A 17,254-nucleotide genomic window follows, 5' to 3' on the forward strand; every position below is an offset into this window, starting at 1 on the left:
GGAAGCGGATATTCTGCCCGCACTGCCGGCGCCCGGGGAGCCCGCAGGGCGTGCGGACCCTCGGCGTGGCCGGGAGGGCGAATCCGCCATCTTCCGGCACGCCGCGTTTCCTTACGGGCGTTATTTTGCTGTCCTCTCACCCGGCAGGGTGCGGAAAAGCCCTTACGGCCGCGGAAGATCGCTCAGCACACCGCTGACATTGAGGAGCTGATGGCAACCGGCGGCCTGCGTGCCGGTCGCCGGCGTGCCCGGCTTGGCGCAGGTGACGGACGCGTTGACGGTGGTGTTCTCGGGAACCTGAATGGGAGTGACCCAGTGGTAGTCCTGGTTGCGGAAGGTCTCCAGAGCGATGGTGGTGATCGTGCGCTGCCCGAACGAGATCGTCAGCACCCCCTCGTCGCCCTGGAAGTTCGCCACCACGATGTCGGTCACGTTGAACACCTTCCCGGCCGGGACCCGGTAGTTCTTCGCGTTCTGGCTCCCGGCGTCCGTCTTCACGACGATGGTCTCGGAGGTCTGCTGACCGCCGCCCCCGACGCCGGTGCTCCCGCCCGTGCCGCCGCCCGGTCCGGCGCCGGCCGGTCCGGAGCCGCCCGTGCCGGCGCCCGCGGTCGCGCCCTGACCGTCCGGGCCGGTCCCCTGACCGCCCGCCGGTTCGCCCCCGGCGCCCGGCGCGACCGCGCCCTGCTCCTCGGCGCGTGCGGTCTCCTCCTGCGCGGCCTCGGCCACCGCCTGGTCCGCCGTGCTCTTCATGGCCGGGCGGACCAGCGCGAACCAGGCGACCACCAGGGCGATCAGCACGGCCAACACGATCAGCAGCCACTTGGGCAGGATCGGGACCTGGGCGAACTCCCCGGCCAGCGGCTCGGGTCGGGCGACGGGCTCGTCCGGGCGCGCCTCGGCCTCCCCGACCTCGGTCGCCTCGACCTCGAACGGCCAGGCGACCGGTTCACCGAACCAGATCAGCTTCTGGGCGCGCACCCGCAGCGCGGTCTCCGCCGACTCGCCGGGCTCCAGGCGGTGCGTCTCCGGGGCGAAGGCCAGCCGCAGCTCCTCCCCGTCCTGCCTGCCGGCGAGGGCGACCTCGACCGCGGTGTTCCCCTTGTTCTGCACCGCGGCCCGGTAGCGGGCGCCGCGCCATCCCCGGCGGCGGCGCGGTTCCAGGTCCGCGCGCAACTCGTGGAAGGGCTCGACGGTCACCGTGCCCTCGGGCACCACCGCCGACTCGGGGCGCTCCGCGGGCAGTACGCGCACGGCCAGCGGGATCTCGCCCGCCCGGACCTCGTGGGAGCGGGGCGGGGCGAAGGTGAGGACCACCGTCTCGGAGGTGCCCGGATACAGCGACACGCGTGCCGGCTCGACGGTGCTCCACGCGGCGCAGTCGCCGACCACCTCCAGCGTGTACGCCTCGACGATGTCGCCGTCGTTGCGCACGGTCAGGGTGGTGGTCGCGGTGGCGCCCGGCGACACCGTCACCGAGGGGCCTTCGAGTTCGGCAGTTGTGGTCACGGTGCGACGGTAGGCCGCGCGCCCCGCCCGGCAGCAGAGACGCGAGGGCAACGAACGGGCACGGGTGCTGCCCCGCGGGCCCGTCGCCGAGGTGCCCTCGCGCCCCCCCGCCGAGCGCGCGCCCCCTGCCCGGGGACCGGCGGACGACACGGACGACACGGACGACACCAGGCACACCGGGCACCAGCACTACGGAAGAACGGGCAGGGAACGATGACGATGACCACAGGAAGCAGGAACGGCGTGGCCGTGGGCGGCCAGTACCGCAGGGCCGACGCGCCGCGGCGCCGGGCGGCGGTGGCCTCGGGCGGCGCTTCCGGGGAGCGGGTCTCCGTGGCGGTGTACGCGGAGGACCTGATCCTGCAGACCGGCATGACCCACCAGCTGCGGGTGCGCCCGGAGATAGAACTGCTGCCGGAGGACGAGGCGGACGACGCCCAGGTCTCCCTGGTGGTGGTGGACATGGTGGACGAGCCCACCGTGCAGCTCCTGCACCGCCTCCAGCGCAACACCTCCACCCGCACCGGCCTCGTGGTCGGGTACTTCGAGTCGGGCGCGCTCCAGACGATGATCGAGTGCGGCGTCGCCGCCGTGCTCCGGCGCGGGGAGGCCGACCAGGACCGGCTCGTCCACCTGGTCAAGGCGATGGCCAACGGGGAGGGCGTCCTGCCGGGCGACCTGCTCGGCAAGCTCCTCGACCACGTCAGCTCGCTCCAGCGCACGGTCCTGGACCCCCGCGGGCTCACCCTCTCCACCCTCACGGCGCGGGAGGCGGAGATGATCCGCCTGGTGTCGGAGGGGTACGACACCGCGGAGATCGCCCAGAAGACCTCGTACTCCGAACGCACCGTCAAGAACGTGCTGCACGAGGTGGCGACCCGCCTCGACCTGCGCAACCGCGCCCACGCGGTGGGCTACGCGATGCGGCACGGGCTGATCTGACCCCGCCTCATGCCGGGGTCGGGGCCGGTCCCGGCGCGGCCGCGTACGACGGTCGCGGCGGGCGGGGGACCGGGCGGCGGGGGCGGTTGCCGCAAAGGGCAGCGGTCCCTTCCCCCACCGGGGGTACTCGCGGCCTGTTCCCGGCCCCCGCGCGGGGTGATGCTGGTCGGTGGAGCGTTGTCGACGAACTGTGAGACGAATTGTGAGGTGGGCCGTGACCGGCACTGCTGGCCCGGCAGGACATTCCAGGCTGGGCCGACTCATCGGAGCGGTGCTGCTGCTGGTCCCGCTGCTGGCGGTCGGTTCCGCCGCGGCCCCGCCGGGCGCCACGGCGCTGGCCGCGGAGGCCGAGCCGCTGCCGGCCGGGCGCGTCGCCTTCGCCGGCACCGAACACCGCAGCCTGGGCCGGGCCAACGGCGCGGACACCACCGACGCGCTGTTCGCCGACGGCCCCGCCCACTACGACCAGGACCCCTCCGCCCGCGGCGACCTCCTGGTCTTCACCAGCCTGCGCGACAGCGCCCGCCCCCAGGTGTACGTGCGCGACGCGGACGGGGCGGTGCGCCGGCTCACCACCGACCGGGACGCCGCCCACCCGGAACTCTCCCCGGACCGCCGGACGGTCGTCTTCGACTCGGCCGAACGCGGACCCGGCGGAACGGTCCAGCGCGAGCTGTGGTCGGTGGGCGTCGACGGCTCGGGCCTGAGCCGCCTGACCTACACCCTCGCCAACGAGGAGTCCCCGACCTACTCCCCGGACGGCCGGCGGATCGCGTACTCCGCCGACGGCGACCCGATCCTCGGACGGCAGATCTACACGCGGGCCGTCGCAGGCGGCCCGCAGACCCGGATCAGCGACGGGCCGAAGGGCGACGGGCCGATCGGCGACGCCACCGAGCCCTCCTGGAACCCGGTCGACGACGACGCCCGCCGGGACCTCGTCGCGTACACCCTCACCGTCACATCCGACCCGAACGCCCAGAACGCCGGCCGTCTGCGGGCCACCCAGGGCATCGGGACCGACCGGGAACTGCTGGCCGGCGTCGTGCAGGAGCAGAAGTGGGGCACCCGCTCGCCCTCCTGGCTGCCCGACGGCGAGGACCTGGTCTTCCTCAGCCCCTACTACCAGGACTGCAGTTGCGAGAAGTTCGACCACGTCTACCGGGTCACCGCGTTCGTGGACGAGAGGCCGGAACAACTGGTCAAGGAGGACCGCGCGGTGGGGCCGCCCACCTGGTACGCCCCCGACGCGACCGTCGTCGTCCCCCGGATCACCCCCTCCCCGGACGGCGACGTGCAGGCCGCGTCCGTCGTCACGCTCCAGGACGTCCGGCAGGACGGTTCCGACCCCCGCGACCTGGGCCTCACCATCCTCACGGAGGACCCGAAGGCCCGCACCGACTCGACGCGCGACTACCTTTTCGACCCGTCGGAGGGTCACGACCCGTGGACCGAGCGGCAGACCTACACCCCGGACGGCCTCCGCATCGTCGTCACCCGGTTCGAGAACATCGACGGTCGGCGGGTCGAACGGATCTGGACGGTCGACGCCGACGGCTCGAACCCCGAGGCGCTCCCGCTCGCCGGGCGCGGCCCGGCCGACTGGGACACCGACCCGGCCCTCTCGCCGGACGGGACCAGGATCGCGTTCACCCGGAGCTCGCCCGGCGCCACGCCGGGCGTGCCGGCCCGGACGAGCCGGATCCTCATCGCCGACCTCGCCTCGGGCGCGATCCTCGACGAGATCCGGCCGCCCGGGGGCGGGCAGGCGGACGGCGACGCCCAGCCGGCCTGGTCCTCCGACGGCGTCCACCTCGCCTTCACCCGCGAACAGGTCATCAACGGCACCGGTGACAACAAGCACATCTGGGTGGCGCCGATCGGCGCCCTCGACCGGCAGTACGACCTCAGCACCACGATCTGCCCCGGCGCGTGCGAGGTCGTCGACGACAGCCCCGCGTTCTCCCCGGACGGCACGAAGGTCGCCTTCAACCGCAAGGAGGACGGTGGCACGACCGAGGAGCGCACCGGCGTCCTCGTCAAGCCGCTGCGCGGCGGCGGCTGCCGGGTCGTGCTGCCCTCCATCCAGCGGGACAACCCCGACGGCTGCGACCAGGAGATCCCCGACATCACCCGGACCGGCCCCTACCAGCCGCGCGACGTCGCCTGGTCGCCGGACGGCGGCCGGCTCGTCCTGAGCTCGCGCCGCACCGCCGCTGGCACCTCGCTCGAACGGCTCTCCGTCCTCGACCTGGCCTCCGGCGAGCTGACCCCCCTGATCGACGGCCACGCCGGACGCCAGAAGGAGCCCGCCTACCAGCAGTCGGTCGACCTGAAGCTGACCGCCCCGTCCACCGGACCCGAGGTGGAGGTCGGCTCCTCCACCGAGGTGACGGTCACCGTCACCAACCGGGGCCCCTCGCCGTCGCCCGGCACCCTGCTCACCGCCGACGCCCCGCCCGGCGTACGGCTGGAGGAGCTGACCACCGGCGCCGGGAGCTGCGCCCCCGGCGCCCCCCAGTGCGACCTCGGCACCCTGCCGCCCGGCGCCTCCGTCTCCGTCACGGCCCGACTGACTGGCGTGACGGCGGGGGACCAGCCCCTCGGCTGGTCGGTCACCGGAGCGGTGCTGGACCCCAACCCCACGGACAACGCCACCGCGACGACCGTCCCCGTCCGGGACGTCCCGCCGCCGAGCCCCACGCCCACGCCGAGCCCCACCCCGACGCCCGAGCCCACCACCCCGACCCCGGCGCCGCCGACCACCTCGCCCGCCCCGCCTCCGCCTCCGGCCCCGCGCCCGCCCGCGCCCCGGCCCCCGGCCCCGCTGCCGCCCCCGCCCGCGGCCGGACCCGCCGTCACCGTGCGGGCCCAGCCCAGCCCCGGCTACGTCGGCGGCAAGGTCGTGGTGACGTACACCGTCCGCAACGGCCGCAACGCCCTCGCCACCGGTCTGCGGCTCCGGCTCGGCCTGCCCGCCCGCATCCCCGCCGGACCGCTCCCCGCCGGCTGCTCGGCCGGCGCCTGCGCCCTGCCCGATCTCGCGCCCGGCGCGTCCACGGTCCTGCGGGTCGTCCTCTCGCCCGACCGGGCGCTGCGGACGAGCGTCACCGCCACGCTGACCACGACGGGCACCGACGCCAACAGCCGGGACAACGTCTCCCGCATCCCGCTGCGCATCCTCCAGCCCCGCATCGTCGCGGTGCCCGCCATCGGCAAACCGGGGTTCGTCACCTCCGTCCGCGGCAAGGACTTCCCGCCCGGCGCGCCCGTCGCCCTGAGCTGGAACCCGGGCATCACCGCCACCGCGCCGCCGACCCGCCCGCTGGGCGACGGAACGTTCATCGCCCAGCTCCTCATCCTGGCCAAGGACCAGACCGGACCGCGCACCATCACCGCGAGGGGCCCCGGCTTCTCCCCGGTGAAGACGCCGTTCCTGGTGGTCCTCGGCACCATCGTCCCGCCGGACGAGGTGATGCGCCGATGATCCACGAAGTCGACGAGGGGCTGCGGCTCCTGCTGGTCGAGGCCGGACTGGAGGACAGCGGCGTCGACCTGGTCTTCGACGCCCCCACCAAGGACTGGTCCGCCCGCCGCAACGCCCCCACCATCAGCGTCTTCCTGCACGGCATCCGCGAGGACGCGGGCAGGCGGCGCTCCGGCACGGCCGAGGTGCACGACGAGAGCGGCCGGATCACCGGCTGGCGCACCCCGCCGCGCTGGTTCGAGCTGACCTACCTGGTCACCGCCTGGACCAACCGGCCCCAGGACGAGCACCGCCTCCTCTCCGAGGTGCTGCGCGCCCTCGTCCGCTCGGACGTGCTGCCCGCCCGCACGCTCACCGGCAGCCTCGCCGAGCTGGGGCTGACCGTGGGGCTCACCGCGGCCGGCCCGGCCAACGACGGGCCGTCAGCCTCGGACGTCTGGTCCGCGCTCGGCGGCGAGCTGAAGGCCGCCATCGACCTGCGCGTCCTCGCACCGCTGGCCGGCGAGCGGGCCGCCGCCGGCCCGCCCGTCACCGAAGGGCTCGTGATGAAGGCCGCCCCGCACCTGGACGGCGCCGGCGACGACCCCGGCCGCCGACTGCGCTACGAGGAGGCGTCCGACCCCGGCGCGCAGGGCTTCGCCGCCCCGCGCGAACGCCAGTTGCCGCCCGGTCGGCGCAAGCGGGGGAGCGGCCCCCGATGACCGTCGCCCCCAGCGCGAACGCCCCGGCCCGCGACGCCGGGCCCCTCCCCGACGACGGCCCGGCGGGCCTCGACGCCCTCTTCGAGCGGATGGCGCGTGTCGAACGGCGGGTCCGGGAGGCCGTCGCCGCGCGCCGCGCCGCCGACCCGGACGCCGACGACCCCTACCGGGGCCAGTACCTCACCCCGGAGGCGGCCGAACGCATCCTCGCCTCCCGCGACGCGTTCGCCCCCGTACCGGCGTACGACGACGGGCCCGAGCCGCCCGCCCCCGCCGGAGGCCGCCTCGACCGGCTGGCCGAGCGGTTCGCCCTCCCGCCGTTGGACGTCGAGCTCCTGCTGGTCGCGATGGCCCCCGACCTCGACGCCCGGTTCGAGCGCCTGTACGGGTACCTCAACGACGACCTCACCCGCCGCCGCCCCACCATCGGCCTCGCGCTGGAACTCTGCGGGCTGCCCGCCGCCGGCCCCGGCCGCTTCCGGTTCTCCCCGGCCGCCCCGCTCGTCGCGGGCGGGCTGCTGGAGATCGCCGAGCCCGAACGCCCCCTGCTCTCCCGCATCCTGCGGGTGCCCGACCGGGTCACCGCCCACCTGCTCGGCGGCGACGAGATCGACGGGCGGCTCGGCGCACTCGTCCGGGCCGCCGAAGCGCCGGACGACCCGGACGAGCGGCCGCAGGCCCTGCGGATCGCGGCGGCCCTGGAGACCGGCAGCGGCCTGGTGCACCTGCTCGACCGGGGCGGCGACCCGCGCGCCCTCGCGGTCGAGGCGCTGCGCCTCACCGGGCGGCGGCCCCTCGTCGTCGACATCGCGGCGCTGGCCGCCGCGACCGAACCGGCCGCGCTGGTACGGACCCTGGCGACCGAGGCCCGCCTCAGCCGCGGCGGCGTCGTCCTCGGACCGCTCGAAGCGCTCGCCCCCGAGCGCCCCGAGGGCGGCCGTACGCTCGCCGCCCTCTGCGCGGCGGTCGCCGGCACGCCCCTGATCGCGTACGGCAGGAAGAACTGGGACCCGCTGTGGACCGCGGAGAGCCCCCTCCCCGTCGCCGTCCCGCCCCCCGGCCCCGCCGGGGCGGCGCGGCAGTGGCGGCGGGCGCTGAGCGAGGCGGGCCGGTCGGTGGGCCTGCCCGCCGACCACCTGCCGCCCGACGACCGGCTCATCGAGGCGACCGCCTCCTACCGGCTCGACTCCGACCAACTGCGCCGGGCGGCGACCGTCGCGACCCGGCTGGCCGTCCTCGGGCAGCGGCCGGTGGCCCCGGAGGACGTGCGCACGGCGGTCCGCGCCCAGAACGGCGCGGGGCTGGAGCGGCTGGCCCGCCGCATCGAGCCCGCGGTCGGCTGGGACGACCTGGTGCTGCCCCCGGCGACCCGCACCCAGCTCACCGAGCTGGCCCTGCGCGCCCGCCACCGCGAACAGGTCCTCGGCCAGTGGCGGATGCGTCCCGGCGGAGGCCGGGGGCGGGGCGTCATCGCCCTGTTCGCCGGGGAGTCCGGCACCGGCAAGACCATGTCCGCCGAGGTGGTCGCCGCCGAACTGGGCATGGAGCTGTACGTGGTCGACCTGTCCACGGTCGTGGACAAGTACATCGGGGAGACCGAGAAGAACCTGGAGCGCATCTTCGTCGAGGCGTCCGACGTCAACGGCATCCTGCTGTTCGACGAGGCGGACGCCATCTTCGGCAAGCGGTCCCAGGTCAAGGACGCCCACGACAAGCACGCCAACGTGGAGTCGGCCTACCTCCTCCAGCGCATGGAGTCCTTCGACGGGATCGCCGTGCTCACCACCAACCTGCGGGCCAACCTCGACGAGGCGTTCACCCGCCGCCTGGACGTGATCGCGGAGTTCCCGATGCCCGACGCCCACCAGCGCCTGGCCCTGTGGGACCGCTGCCTGGGCCCGGCGATCCCGCGCGACGACACGCTCGACCTGGAGTTCTGCGCGGACCGCTTCGAGCTGGCGGGCGGCTCGATCCGGGCCTGCGCGGTGACCGCCGCCTACCTCGCCGCCGAGTCGGGGACCCCGCTGGGCATGGAGCAGCTCGTCACGGCGGTGCTCCAGGAGTACCGCAAGCTCGGCCGGCTGGTGCTGGAGAGCGAGTTCGGGCCGTGGCTGGGGAAGGGGCGGGCGCGCGGCGGGCGGTAGCGCGCGGACGGCGGCGCGCGCCGGGGGTCAGAAGGCCACCGCGTCCCGGATCAGCGGGCAGGTCATGCAGTGGCCGCCGCCCCGCCCCCGGCCCAGCTCCGCCCCGACGATGGTGATGACCTCCACCCCGGCCCGCCGCAGCAGCGCGTTGGTCTGGGTGTTGCGGTCGTAGGTGAAGACCACGCCCGGCTCCAGGGCGACCGCGTTGTTGCCGCTGTCCCACTGCTGGCGCTCCGAGGCGTACACGTCGCCGCCCGTCTCGATCACCCGCAACTGGGCCAGGCCCAGGCCGCGGGCCACCACCTCGGTGAAGGGGGTCGCGCCCTCGTCGGTGACCTCGATGCCGGGCGCCCGGTCGGACGGCCGCAGCGAGAACGTGTGGACGGCGTCCATGATGCGCGGGTACAGCGTGACGATGTCGCGGTCCGCGAAGGTGAACACCGTGTCCAGGTGCATCGCCGAGCGCAGTTTCGGCAGCCCGGCGACGATCACGTGCTCGGCCGCCCCCTGCGCGAACAGCGCGGCCGCGACCTGGGTGATCGCCTGGCGGGAGGTCCGCTCGCTCATGCCCATGAGGACGACGCCGTTCCCGACGGGCATGACGTCCCCGCCCTCGAACGTGGCCCGGCCCCAGTCCCGCTCCGGGTCCCCCCACCAGACCGTGCTGCCCCGGAAGTCCGGGTGGAAGGTGTAGACGGCCTTCATCAGCAGGGTCTCGTCGTGCCGGGCGGGCCAGTACAGCGGGTTCAGCGTGACCCCGCCGTAGAGCCAGCAGGTCGTGTCGCGGGTGTACAGGGTGTTGGGCAGCGGCGGCATCAGGTACTCCCCGGCCCCCGTGCCCTCGCGGACCAGGCCGACGTACGGCGAACGGAACGCGTCCGGCAGGTCGGCGACGGCCAGCCCGCCGATCAGGTGCTCGGCGAGCCGACGCGGCGTCAGGGTGTCCAGGAAGGCGCGGACGTCGTCGACCAGGCCGAGGCCCACCTCGTTCGCGTCGATCTTCCGATCGAGCAGCCAGGACCGGGCCTCGGGGATCGCCATGGTGGCGGCGAGCAGCTCGTGCAGCTCGACGACCTCCACGCCCCGCGCGGTCAGCTCGGCGACGAAGTCGGCGTGGTCGCGCTGGGCGTTCTCCACCCACATCACGTCGTCGAACAGCAGGTCGTCGGAGTTGGTGGGGGTCAACCGGCGGTGCGCCATGCCGGGGGCGCACACCAGGACCCTCCGCAGCCGCCCCACCTCGGAGTGGACGCCGAGGGCCGGTGCGGGGACGGGTGGGGTGCTGGTCACGGTGGGCCTTTCGCTCGGTGACGGCGACCGCGGAGCCGACGGCCGTCGCGGACGGCACCGGCCCGGCCGAGGAGCCATCCATCGTTATATCCAGTCATCGGGCGATATCAGCACTGCTGCGTCGGCCGTGTCAGGCCGACCGCCCGCACGGCGGGCGGCGGTGGACACGCCGAAGGCGGCCCCCCGCGGTCTGCGGGGGGCCGCCTTCGTGGATGATGCCGGCTCGTCGCCCTCAGCCGGCCGTGTTCAGCCGGACCGCTGCGGAGCCCGTGCTCCGCAGGGCCAGCGCGCAGGCGGCGGCGATCGCGGCGCAGGCCGCCGCGACCAGCAGGGCGGCCGGCAGCGCCAGGCCCGTCGCGCTGCCGACGCCGACCAGGGCCGCCACGGCGAACACCGTCTGCACGAGGCCCAGCAGGGCCAGCCAGGCCACCGTCAGCGCACGCGGCGCCCTCGCCCGTACGCGCTCCAGGCCGAGCAGGGCCGCGCCGCCGGTCAGCAGCACCAGCGCGAGCACCGTCAGGGCGGCGCCCAGCGGGTCGAAGCCGGCCGGATCGGTGTGGTCGATCGCTGCGGTGTCGGGCCCGAGCACCAGGAAGGCGACCTGGAGCAGGACCGCGTAGGAGATCTGGAGCACCAGCAGCGCGGGGGCGATACGCCGGGTCAGGAGACGGATCACGCGTTGCTCCTCAGGAGCTTCTTGCTCTTGATGATCCACAGCTTGCCCTTCGTGACGTAGCTGATGCACTTGTCGCGGGCCCGGTGGTTCGACTTGCTCTTGCCGCGGTAGTCCCGGCCGATCTTACGGCCGATCTTGTTGTTGCGGAGATCCATCTCCTTGTCGACGCCGCGGGACTCCGACTCGTGGCGGGTCGCCACTTCGTAGGCGGTGTCGTGGTCGATGTTGATCTCCATGCGGGCGTTCCAGTAGCAGTGGCGGAACGCGTCGCCGGTGCCCTGGTACAGGGACTTCTGGGAGTAGCGCTTGGCGGCCTCGTCGAACGCCTTGTCGGCGTCCTTGCGGGCCTTGTTGCAGTCGTGCGGGTTGGTCGCGCAGTAACGCCGTTCCGCGGGGGTCAGGTTGCCGTAGCCGGCGCCCGGATCGAGCAGGACCGGGAACGCGATGGTCCGGCCCGGCGCGGGGGCGAGGGAGACGATGATGTCGTGGCCCTCGACCCGCAGGGAGACCGGCACGGTCTCGCCCTTGGCGTCCATGGCCAGCGGGGCGGAGATGAACGCGGTCGCGTCACCCGCCGGGTCGGAGATCATCAGGGTGTTCTCGCTGACCGCGGTGATCTCGTGGCCGGGCTGGACGGCGGCCCGGTAGGTGAACGACTGCGGCGCGTTCGGGCTGCGCAGCAGGTGGAAGACCTCGACCGCGCTGGTGCTGGTGCGCACGGCGACGGTGTCGGCGTCCCGCTGGGTGTTGGGGTAGATCACCAGGCCGGTCTCGCTCAGCTCGGCCGGGGAGGCCGCCGCCGCGGGCAGGTCGATCAGCGTCTGGGTGGCGCCGTCGGGGCTGGTGCCCACCAGGGTGCTGTTCGCGGCGTCCGGGAGCTGGGCGATCGCGTCGGCCCCGGCCGGAGTCCTCGGTCTCCTCGACCTCGGGGAGCATCTCTTCTTCTTCGACGACGACGCGCACCTGCCCGCGCCCGACACCCTCGCCCGGCTCGCCGCCGAACTCCGCCGCGACCCGCGACTCGCGTAGGTGCAACCGCGCATCGGCGACCCCGTGGCCGGCGTGACCCTCCGCCGCTGGGCGCCCCGACCCCTCGCCCCCCTCAACCTCGCCACCTGGTGCCTGATCACCCTGTGGCGCACCCGCGACCGCCGAGCGCTCCGCGTCACGCTCGCGGGCTTCCGCGAAGGACTCTCCGGCGGTCCCGGCCGCCCCCTCGGCGCGCCGGGCGCCGGTCCCTCCCCGTGGGTGGCCGGGTGGTCAGACGCGCGTACGCCTGCGCTGGTCTTCGCGGACCATGAGAAGGATCGTGGGGTCGGCGCCGCAGGCGCGGGCGAACCGTTCGAGTGCGAGGCGGCTGGGCAGCTCCGCCCCGGCGAGGTATCGGCTGAGATCACGGGTCGACATGCCGGCACTGGCGGCGACGTCATGCGGAGCCCTGTGCGCCAACTGGAGGACGCGCTCCATGATCTGCCCTATGTGCCATCGGGGAGTCGTGAGACCTTCGTCGTGGTCCATGTGGGTGGCCTTGATCCGCAGTAGGGGTTCGACTGGGCGGGTGCGCAGCGCCGTGACAGGCCGAACGCGCGCACCCGGACGGGGGATTCGCCGCGTCTCGCGGAGGCGGGGACCGGCGGTCGCCCCGTGCCGGGGAGGCCGCCGGGGCTTCGTCAGCCGTCCTTGACCGCCCGGTAGAGCTGGTGGCCGTGGGCGATCAGGCTGAGCACCGCCGTGACGCGTTCGAGCGGTGTCGCGGGCGGCCCCTGCAACGACAGGACCGCGCCGAGCGTCTGCGCGACCGGAACCACGTGATCGCCCAGGCGGATCGAGCGGACGGCGTTCCGGAGGCGGCTGCTAGCCTCTCCCGCACGGGCGCGCGCGTCGCGTTTGCCGCCCGTACGGTCAGAAGAGGGCGTCATGGACGTACTCCTTTGGTCGGAGTGGACGCAGGGCCCTGGCGCTACGGCCTCGAAACTGTGCGGCCGGGGTCCTGCGGCTCATCGGATGATCAGTTCGCTCAGACAGTAGTGCGCAGGACAACCCCCCTTTCGGTGGAAAAGCATCCGCTGACGCGCGCCGCCGTGCGTGAGGGGCGCCGTCGTTCTCCGTACGCGGGAGTCGGTGAGGACGTCCCGCGCTCCCTGCTGCCCAGCGAACCCGGAGACGCCGGCATCGGTGCAGGTCAGAGCCCCTGGTGCCAGGGCGGCCACGCGTGCGGTGCACCTCCTCCCCACCCCTGCCGGGGCCGCGCCGGGCCGCTTGCCGGGCCGACGCGGCGGCGGGGAAAGAAATCGGTGATCACGTGCACTTGCAGCAGCCGCCCCCTCCTTGAATTTCGAATCGCTTGTGCGCCGGGGCATAACCGTGGCGACGAGCGGTGATACTCCTACCGATCGCAGACGTGCAATTGCACGTCTGTTACCGGGAAGTGCAAACCACGGAGGTGACGTGATGGTGCAGCCCCGCACCGTGCGAGTCGGACGCGACGACCCGACGTACGCGTGGAAGAAGAGTTCCTACAGCAGTCACAACGGCGACTGCGTCGAGCTGGCCGAGTTAGGCGAGCTGGTGGCCCTCCGGGACTCCAAGGACCTCCACGGGCCCGTGGTCTCGGTGGACCGGCGGACCATGGCGGCCTTCGTCTCCGCGCTGACGGGCGACCGTCTGGCCCGCTGACCGGCACTGAGGTCGTGATTCGGCCACCTCGCGCTTGCGAGGTGGCCTCACAAGACAAGATCACATCAAAGAGGCACGGCGGCCCTAGAACTCCCCGGTACTGACAGGTCATCATGTGAGGTGTGCAACTGCACGCTTCCGTCGGCCGGTTGAAGGCCACACGTGTTCCGTAGCGCGACGACAGAGAGGTGGACGCCCACGTGGATGGCGTCGGCAGGACGGCCGGACTCCCGGACGAGGGGGCGCCCGACTTAGGCCAGGACCGGCCACACAGCGCCCGCATGTACGACTACTACCTGGGCGGCAAGACCAACTACGCGGTCGACCGCGAAGCCGCCGAGGCCGTGATCCAGCAGTACCCCGCCGTCGTGACGGCGGCCCGCGTCAACCGCGCCTTCATGCACAGGGCCGTTCGCTTCCTCGCGGCGGAGCGCGGCGTCCGCCAGTTCCTGGACATCGGCACCGGCATCCCGACCGCCCCCAACCTCCACGAGGTGGTGCAGGCGGTGGACCCGCGGTGCAAGGTGGCGTACGTCGACACCGACCCGATCGTCCTCGCCTACGCCGATTCGCTCCTCACCAGCTCACCCGAGGGCGAGACGAGCTACCTGGAGGCCAGCGTCACCGACCCCGAGGCGGTCGTCGAGGCGGTCAAGGAGGACGGCTGCGTCTCGTTCGACGAGCCCGTGGCCCTGACGCTCCACGCGCTGCTGCACTTCGTCCCCGACGAGCAGGACGCGTACGGGGTCGTCGAACGGCTCCTCGCCGAGCTGGCGCCGGGCTCGTACCTGAGCCTGTCCCACTGCACCGGTGACTTCGCCCCGGAGTCCTGGCAGGCCATCGTCGATCTCTACACCCAGCGGGGCACCCCGGCGCAGGTGCGTTCCCACGCCGAGGTGCTGCGCTTCTTCGACCGTCTGGAACTGGTCGACCCCGGCCTCGTCGTCGCCCACCGCTGGCGACCGGAGCCGGCCGGCGGGCCCAGCCTGGTGACGGATGCCGACGCGTCCCTCTACGTGGGCGTCGCCATGAAGCGGTGAGCGGCCCCTCGCGCGCTACTGCTTCGCGAGCAGGTCGAGGAGTCGCTGCTTCGATCGCCTCTTCGTCAGGCTGACCTTCAGGAGGCGATCGAAGCTCTTGATCCGGTGGTCCACCTCGTCCGCCTCCTGGCAGACGAGACCGCCCTCGTCACGCTCCTCGAAGAGGACCGTGGGGAGCTGCTGCTCCTCGAAGTCGAACAACATGGTCTGCCCGATGCCGATCGGCATGTTGAAGCCCGACAGCTCCACGATGTGCAGGCTGAAGAGCGGGTCGTCGGCCAGCTCGACCAGGTGGTCGAGCTGGCCCCGCATGGTCTCCTTGGACCCGAAGCCCCGGACGAGGCTCACCTCGTCGAGGAGGCAGAGGTAGCGGGCCGACCGGGACCGGCGAAAGCGGGTCTGACGCTCCAGCCGGAACAGCACCCGCTTCTCGATCTCCTCCTCGGGCGCTCCCGGCATCCCGACCCGGATCACGGCGCGGGCGTACTCGGGGGTCTGGAGCATTCCGGGCACGCGGTCGCGGTCGTACACCCGGATGCGTTGGGCGACCTCCTCCAACGTCACCAGGGTGTGCAGCTTCTGCTTGGCCACCCCCCGCCACTCCGACTCCTGCCACCAGCGGCGCCGGTGGGCGATGTCCAGGACCTCCCAGAGGTGCGCCTCCTCCTCGGGGGTCGCCCGGTAGATCCGCAGGGCCTTGCGCACGAACTCGGGCCTGCAGGGCGTCTCCCCCGTCTCGTTGCGGCTGACGGTGTAGTTCGCGACGCCCAGCAGGTCGGCCGCCTCTCTCTGGGACAACTTCGCCGCCTCGCGGAGCCGCCGCAGTTCACGGCCGACGACCATGTGCTGTGCCTTGGGCACGGCCTTGTGGAGTTGTCGAACCTGCCGTCGAGCCTGCGGTTGGGCTCCCACTTGGTCTCCTCGGATGAACACCACTGCTGCCTCGTTGAGTTGGACGAGATCACCCATCGTGCAGCACCTCCACAACGGGTGCACAGTAAATCGGATAACCGACTCAATCGTGTCCATTTGTTCGGTTCAGTGGGTTGACCGAGGAGGCCGACGGCCGTATACGGCCCACCCGTCGCCCGGCTCATGCGCGGGTCACGGGCTCCCCGAAGCGGCCGGGCGAGATCGCGCAACTGCACGGGGCGGGGGCCGTTTCGACCGGAACGCCCGACTTCTCGTCGCGTGGGCAGCGAACTGGACGGTGGCGGAGACGTGCCGGGTCCGGCCGTTCAGCACTCGATGATGTTCACCGCGAGCCCGCCGCGGGCCGTCTCCTTGTACTTGACGGACATGTCCGCGCCCGTCTCCTTCATCGTCTTGATGACCTTGTCGAGGGAGACCTTGTGGCTGCCGTCGCCCCGCAGCGCCATCCGCGCCGCGGTGACCGCCTTCACCGCGGCCATGCCGTTGCGCTCGATGCAGGGGATCTGCACGAGGCCGCCGACCGGGTCGCAGGTCAGGCCCAGGTTGTGCTCCATGCCGATCTCGGCGGCGTTCTCCACCTGCTCGGGGGAGCCGCCGAGGACCTCGGCGAGGGCTCCCGCGGCCATGGAGCAGGCGGAGCCGACCTCGCCCTGGCAGCCGACCTCGGCGCCGGAGATCGAGGCGTTCTCCTTGAACAACATGCCGATCGCACCGGCCGCGAGGAGGAAGCGGACCACGCTGTCCTCCTTCTCGGCCTCGGTGCAGCCGCCCGCCGCGAAGTTCATGTAGTAGTGCAGCACGGCGGGGATGATGCCCGCCGCGCCGTTCGTCGGGGCGGTGACGACCCGCCCGCCCGCCGCGTTCTCCTCGTTGACCGCCATCGCGTAGAGCGTGATCCACTCCATCGCGTGGGCCTGCGGGTCGCCCTCGGCGCGCAGTTGGCGGGCCGAGTTCGCGGCGCGGCGGCGGACCTTCAGGCCACCGGGGAGGATGCCCTCGCGGGCCATCCCGCGTGCGACGCAGGCCTGCATGACCCGCCAGATGTCCAGCAGCCCCGCGCGGATCTCCGCCTCGGTGCGCCAGGAAAGCTCGTTCTCCAGCATCAGCGAGGAGATGGAGAGCCCGGTCTCCCGCGAGAGCCGCAGCAGTTCGTCGCCGGTGCGGAAGGGGTGCTTGAGGACCGTGTCGTCCGGCACGATCGGGTTCTCCCCGGCCACCGCGTCCTCGTCCACCACGAAGCCGCCGCCGACCGAGTAGTACGTCTTCTCCAGGAGCGGGGCGCCCTCGGCGTCGTACGCGAGGATCGTCATGCCGTTGGCGTGGTACGGGAGCGCCTTGCGGCGGTGCAGGACGAGCTGCTCGTCGGCGTCGAAGGGGATCTCGTGCATCCCCAGCAGGTTGATCCGGCCGCCGGTGCGGATCGCCTCGACGCGGGCGTCGGCCGACTCCACGTCCACGGTCCGGGGCGACTCGCCCTCAAGGCCGAGCAGGACCGCCTTGGGCGTGCCGTGCCCGTGGCCGGTCGCGCCGAGCGAACCGTACAGCTCGGCCCGGATCGAGGCGGTGTGCGCGAGCAGGCCCTCGTTCTTCAGGCGGCGCGCGAACATCCGGGCGGCGCGCATCGGGCCCACCGTGTGGGAGCTGGACGGGCCGATGCCGATCGAGAACAGGTCGAAGACCGAGATGGCCACGGGAGTACTCCTTGGGGTTGGAAGACGCCGTTGTCTGCCTGGGTGGTGCGGGAACGGGCCGGGTGGCGCCGGGCGGGCCGGGGTGGTGGCCCGCCGGGCGAGGGTGGAGCGGGGGGACACGGATCGGGGCACCGCGCTCACTCCCCAGTGTGCGCGGTGCCCCGC

General features: G+C 73.2%; 15 protein-coding genes. 7 read left to right on the plus strand and 8 right to left on the minus strand.

What is annotated here, in order from left to right; genetic code table 11:
• Positions 1–162 precede the first annotated feature (162 nt).
• Positions 163–1,509 carry a COG1470 family protein gene (locus ACZ6EJ_RS10340; protein WP_469266019.1) on the minus strand — a complete coding sequence of 449 codons (1,347 nt, stop codon included), beginning with the start codon at positions 1,507–1,509 and terminating at the stop codon, positions 163–165.
• Positions 1,510–1,728: 219 nt separating this feature from the next.
• Between ACZ6EJ_RS10340 and ACZ6EJ_RS10345 the strand changes: the two genes are divergently transcribed.
• From ACZ6EJ_RS10345 to ACZ6EJ_RS10360, 4 genes are all read left to right on the plus strand, one after another.
• Complete coding sequence (locus ACZ6EJ_RS10345; RefSeq protein ID WP_469266021.1) at positions 1,729–2,451, plus strand: helix-turn-helix transcriptional regulator; 723 nt, start codon at positions 1,729–1,731, stop codon at positions 2,449–2,451.
• A gap of 214 nt (positions 2,452–2,665) precedes the next feature.
• Positions 2,666–5,938: a hypothetical protein gene (locus tag ACZ6EJ_RS10350; protein ID WP_469266022.1), complete on the plus strand. Its 3,273-nt coding sequence runs from the start codon at positions 2,666–2,668 to the stop codon at positions 5,936–5,938.
• Positions 5,935–6,639: a Pvc16 family protein gene (locus ACZ6EJ_RS10355; RefSeq protein ID WP_469266024.1), complete on the plus strand. Its 705-nt coding sequence runs from the start codon at positions 5,935–5,937 to the stop codon at positions 6,637–6,639. Before ACZ6EJ_RS10350 ends, ACZ6EJ_RS10355 begins: the two co-directional genes overlap by 4 nt.
• Positions 6,636–8,783 carry an ATP-binding protein gene (locus ACZ6EJ_RS10360; protein WP_469266026.1) on the plus strand — a complete coding sequence of 716 codons (2,148 nt, stop codon included), beginning with the start codon at positions 6,636–6,638 and terminating at the stop codon, positions 8,781–8,783. The genes ACZ6EJ_RS10355 and ACZ6EJ_RS10360 overlap by 4 nt, the downstream gene beginning before the upstream one ends.
• Before the next feature lie 27 nt (positions 8,784–8,810).
• Here ACZ6EJ_RS10360 and ACZ6EJ_RS10365 read toward each other — a convergent pair whose 3' ends face one another.
• The 3 genes from ACZ6EJ_RS10365 to ACZ6EJ_RS10375 form a co-directional block, all read right to left on the minus strand.
• On the minus strand, positions 8,811–10,073 hold the full coding sequence (locus tag ACZ6EJ_RS10365) for an arginine deiminase (RefSeq protein WP_469266028.1): 1,263 nt from the start codon (positions 10,071–10,073) through the stop codon (positions 8,811–8,813).
• 232 nt (positions 10,074–10,305) lie between these two features.
• Positions 10,306–10,749: a hypothetical protein gene (locus tag ACZ6EJ_RS10370; RefSeq protein ID WP_469266030.1), complete on the minus strand. Its 444-nt coding sequence runs from the start codon at positions 10,747–10,749 to the stop codon at positions 10,306–10,308.
• The gene (locus ACZ6EJ_RS10375) at positions 10,746–11,600 is read right to left on the minus strand and encodes a DUF6973 domain-containing protein (RefSeq protein ID WP_469266032.1); all 855 of its coding nucleotides are present in this window, start codon (positions 11,598–11,600) and stop codon (positions 10,746–10,748) included. The genes ACZ6EJ_RS10370 and ACZ6EJ_RS10375 overlap by 4 nt, the downstream gene beginning before the upstream one ends.
• Between ACZ6EJ_RS10375 and ACZ6EJ_RS10380 the strand changes: the two genes are divergently transcribed.
• Complete coding sequence (locus ACZ6EJ_RS10380) at positions 11,593–11,778, plus strand: hypothetical protein (protein WP_469266033.1); 186 nt, start codon at positions 11,593–11,595, stop codon at positions 11,776–11,778. The genes ACZ6EJ_RS10375 and ACZ6EJ_RS10380 overlap by 8 nt on opposite strands.
• A 231-nt stretch (positions 11,779–12,009) precedes the next feature.
• On the opposite strand, the gene ACZ6EJ_RS10385 is transcribed toward ACZ6EJ_RS10380, so the two are convergent.
• Both ACZ6EJ_RS10385 and ACZ6EJ_RS10390 read right to left on the minus strand, forming a co-directional pair.
• Positions 12,010–12,267 (minus strand): helix-turn-helix domain-containing protein, encoded by a 258-nt coding sequence (locus tag ACZ6EJ_RS10385; RefSeq protein ID WP_469266035.1) that lies wholly within the window; start codon positions 12,265–12,267, stop codon positions 12,010–12,012.
• Positions 12,268–12,419: 152 nt separating this feature from the next.
• Entirely contained in the window at positions 12,420–12,668 is a 249-nt protein-coding gene (locus tag ACZ6EJ_RS10390; protein WP_469266037.1) for a hypothetical protein, read from the minus strand.
• A gap of 532 nt (positions 12,669–13,200) precedes the next feature.
• On the opposite strand from ACZ6EJ_RS10390, the gene ACZ6EJ_RS10395 reads away from it, so the two are divergent.
• The gene (locus ACZ6EJ_RS10395; protein WP_469266039.1) at positions 13,201–13,425 is read left to right on the plus strand and encodes a DUF397 domain-containing protein; all 225 of its coding nucleotides are present in this window, start codon (positions 13,201–13,203) and stop codon (positions 13,423–13,425) included.
• A 200-nt stretch (positions 13,426–13,625) separates the two neighbouring features.
• The gene (locus ACZ6EJ_RS10400; RefSeq protein ID WP_469266041.1) at positions 13,626–14,465 is read left to right on the plus strand and encodes an SAM-dependent methyltransferase; all 840 of its coding nucleotides are present in this window, start codon (positions 13,626–13,628) and stop codon (positions 14,463–14,465) included.
• Between the two features lie 15 nt (positions 14,466–14,480).
• Here ACZ6EJ_RS10400 and ACZ6EJ_RS10405 read toward each other — a convergent pair whose 3' ends face one another.
• A complete protein-coding gene (locus ACZ6EJ_RS10405) occupies positions 14,481–15,326 on the minus strand; it encodes a helix-turn-helix domain-containing protein (protein WP_469266043.1) in 846 nt (281 codons plus the stop codon).
• A 377-nt stretch (positions 15,327–15,703) separates the two neighbouring features.
• A complete protein-coding gene (locus ACZ6EJ_RS10410; RefSeq protein ID WP_469266045.1) occupies positions 15,704–17,089 on the minus strand; it encodes an L-serine ammonia-lyase in 1,386 nt (461 codons plus the stop codon).
• Positions 17,090–17,254: the final 165 nt, after the last annotated feature.

The sequence above is a fragment of the Streptomyces sp. NPDC041970 genome, from assembly GCF_055588985.1.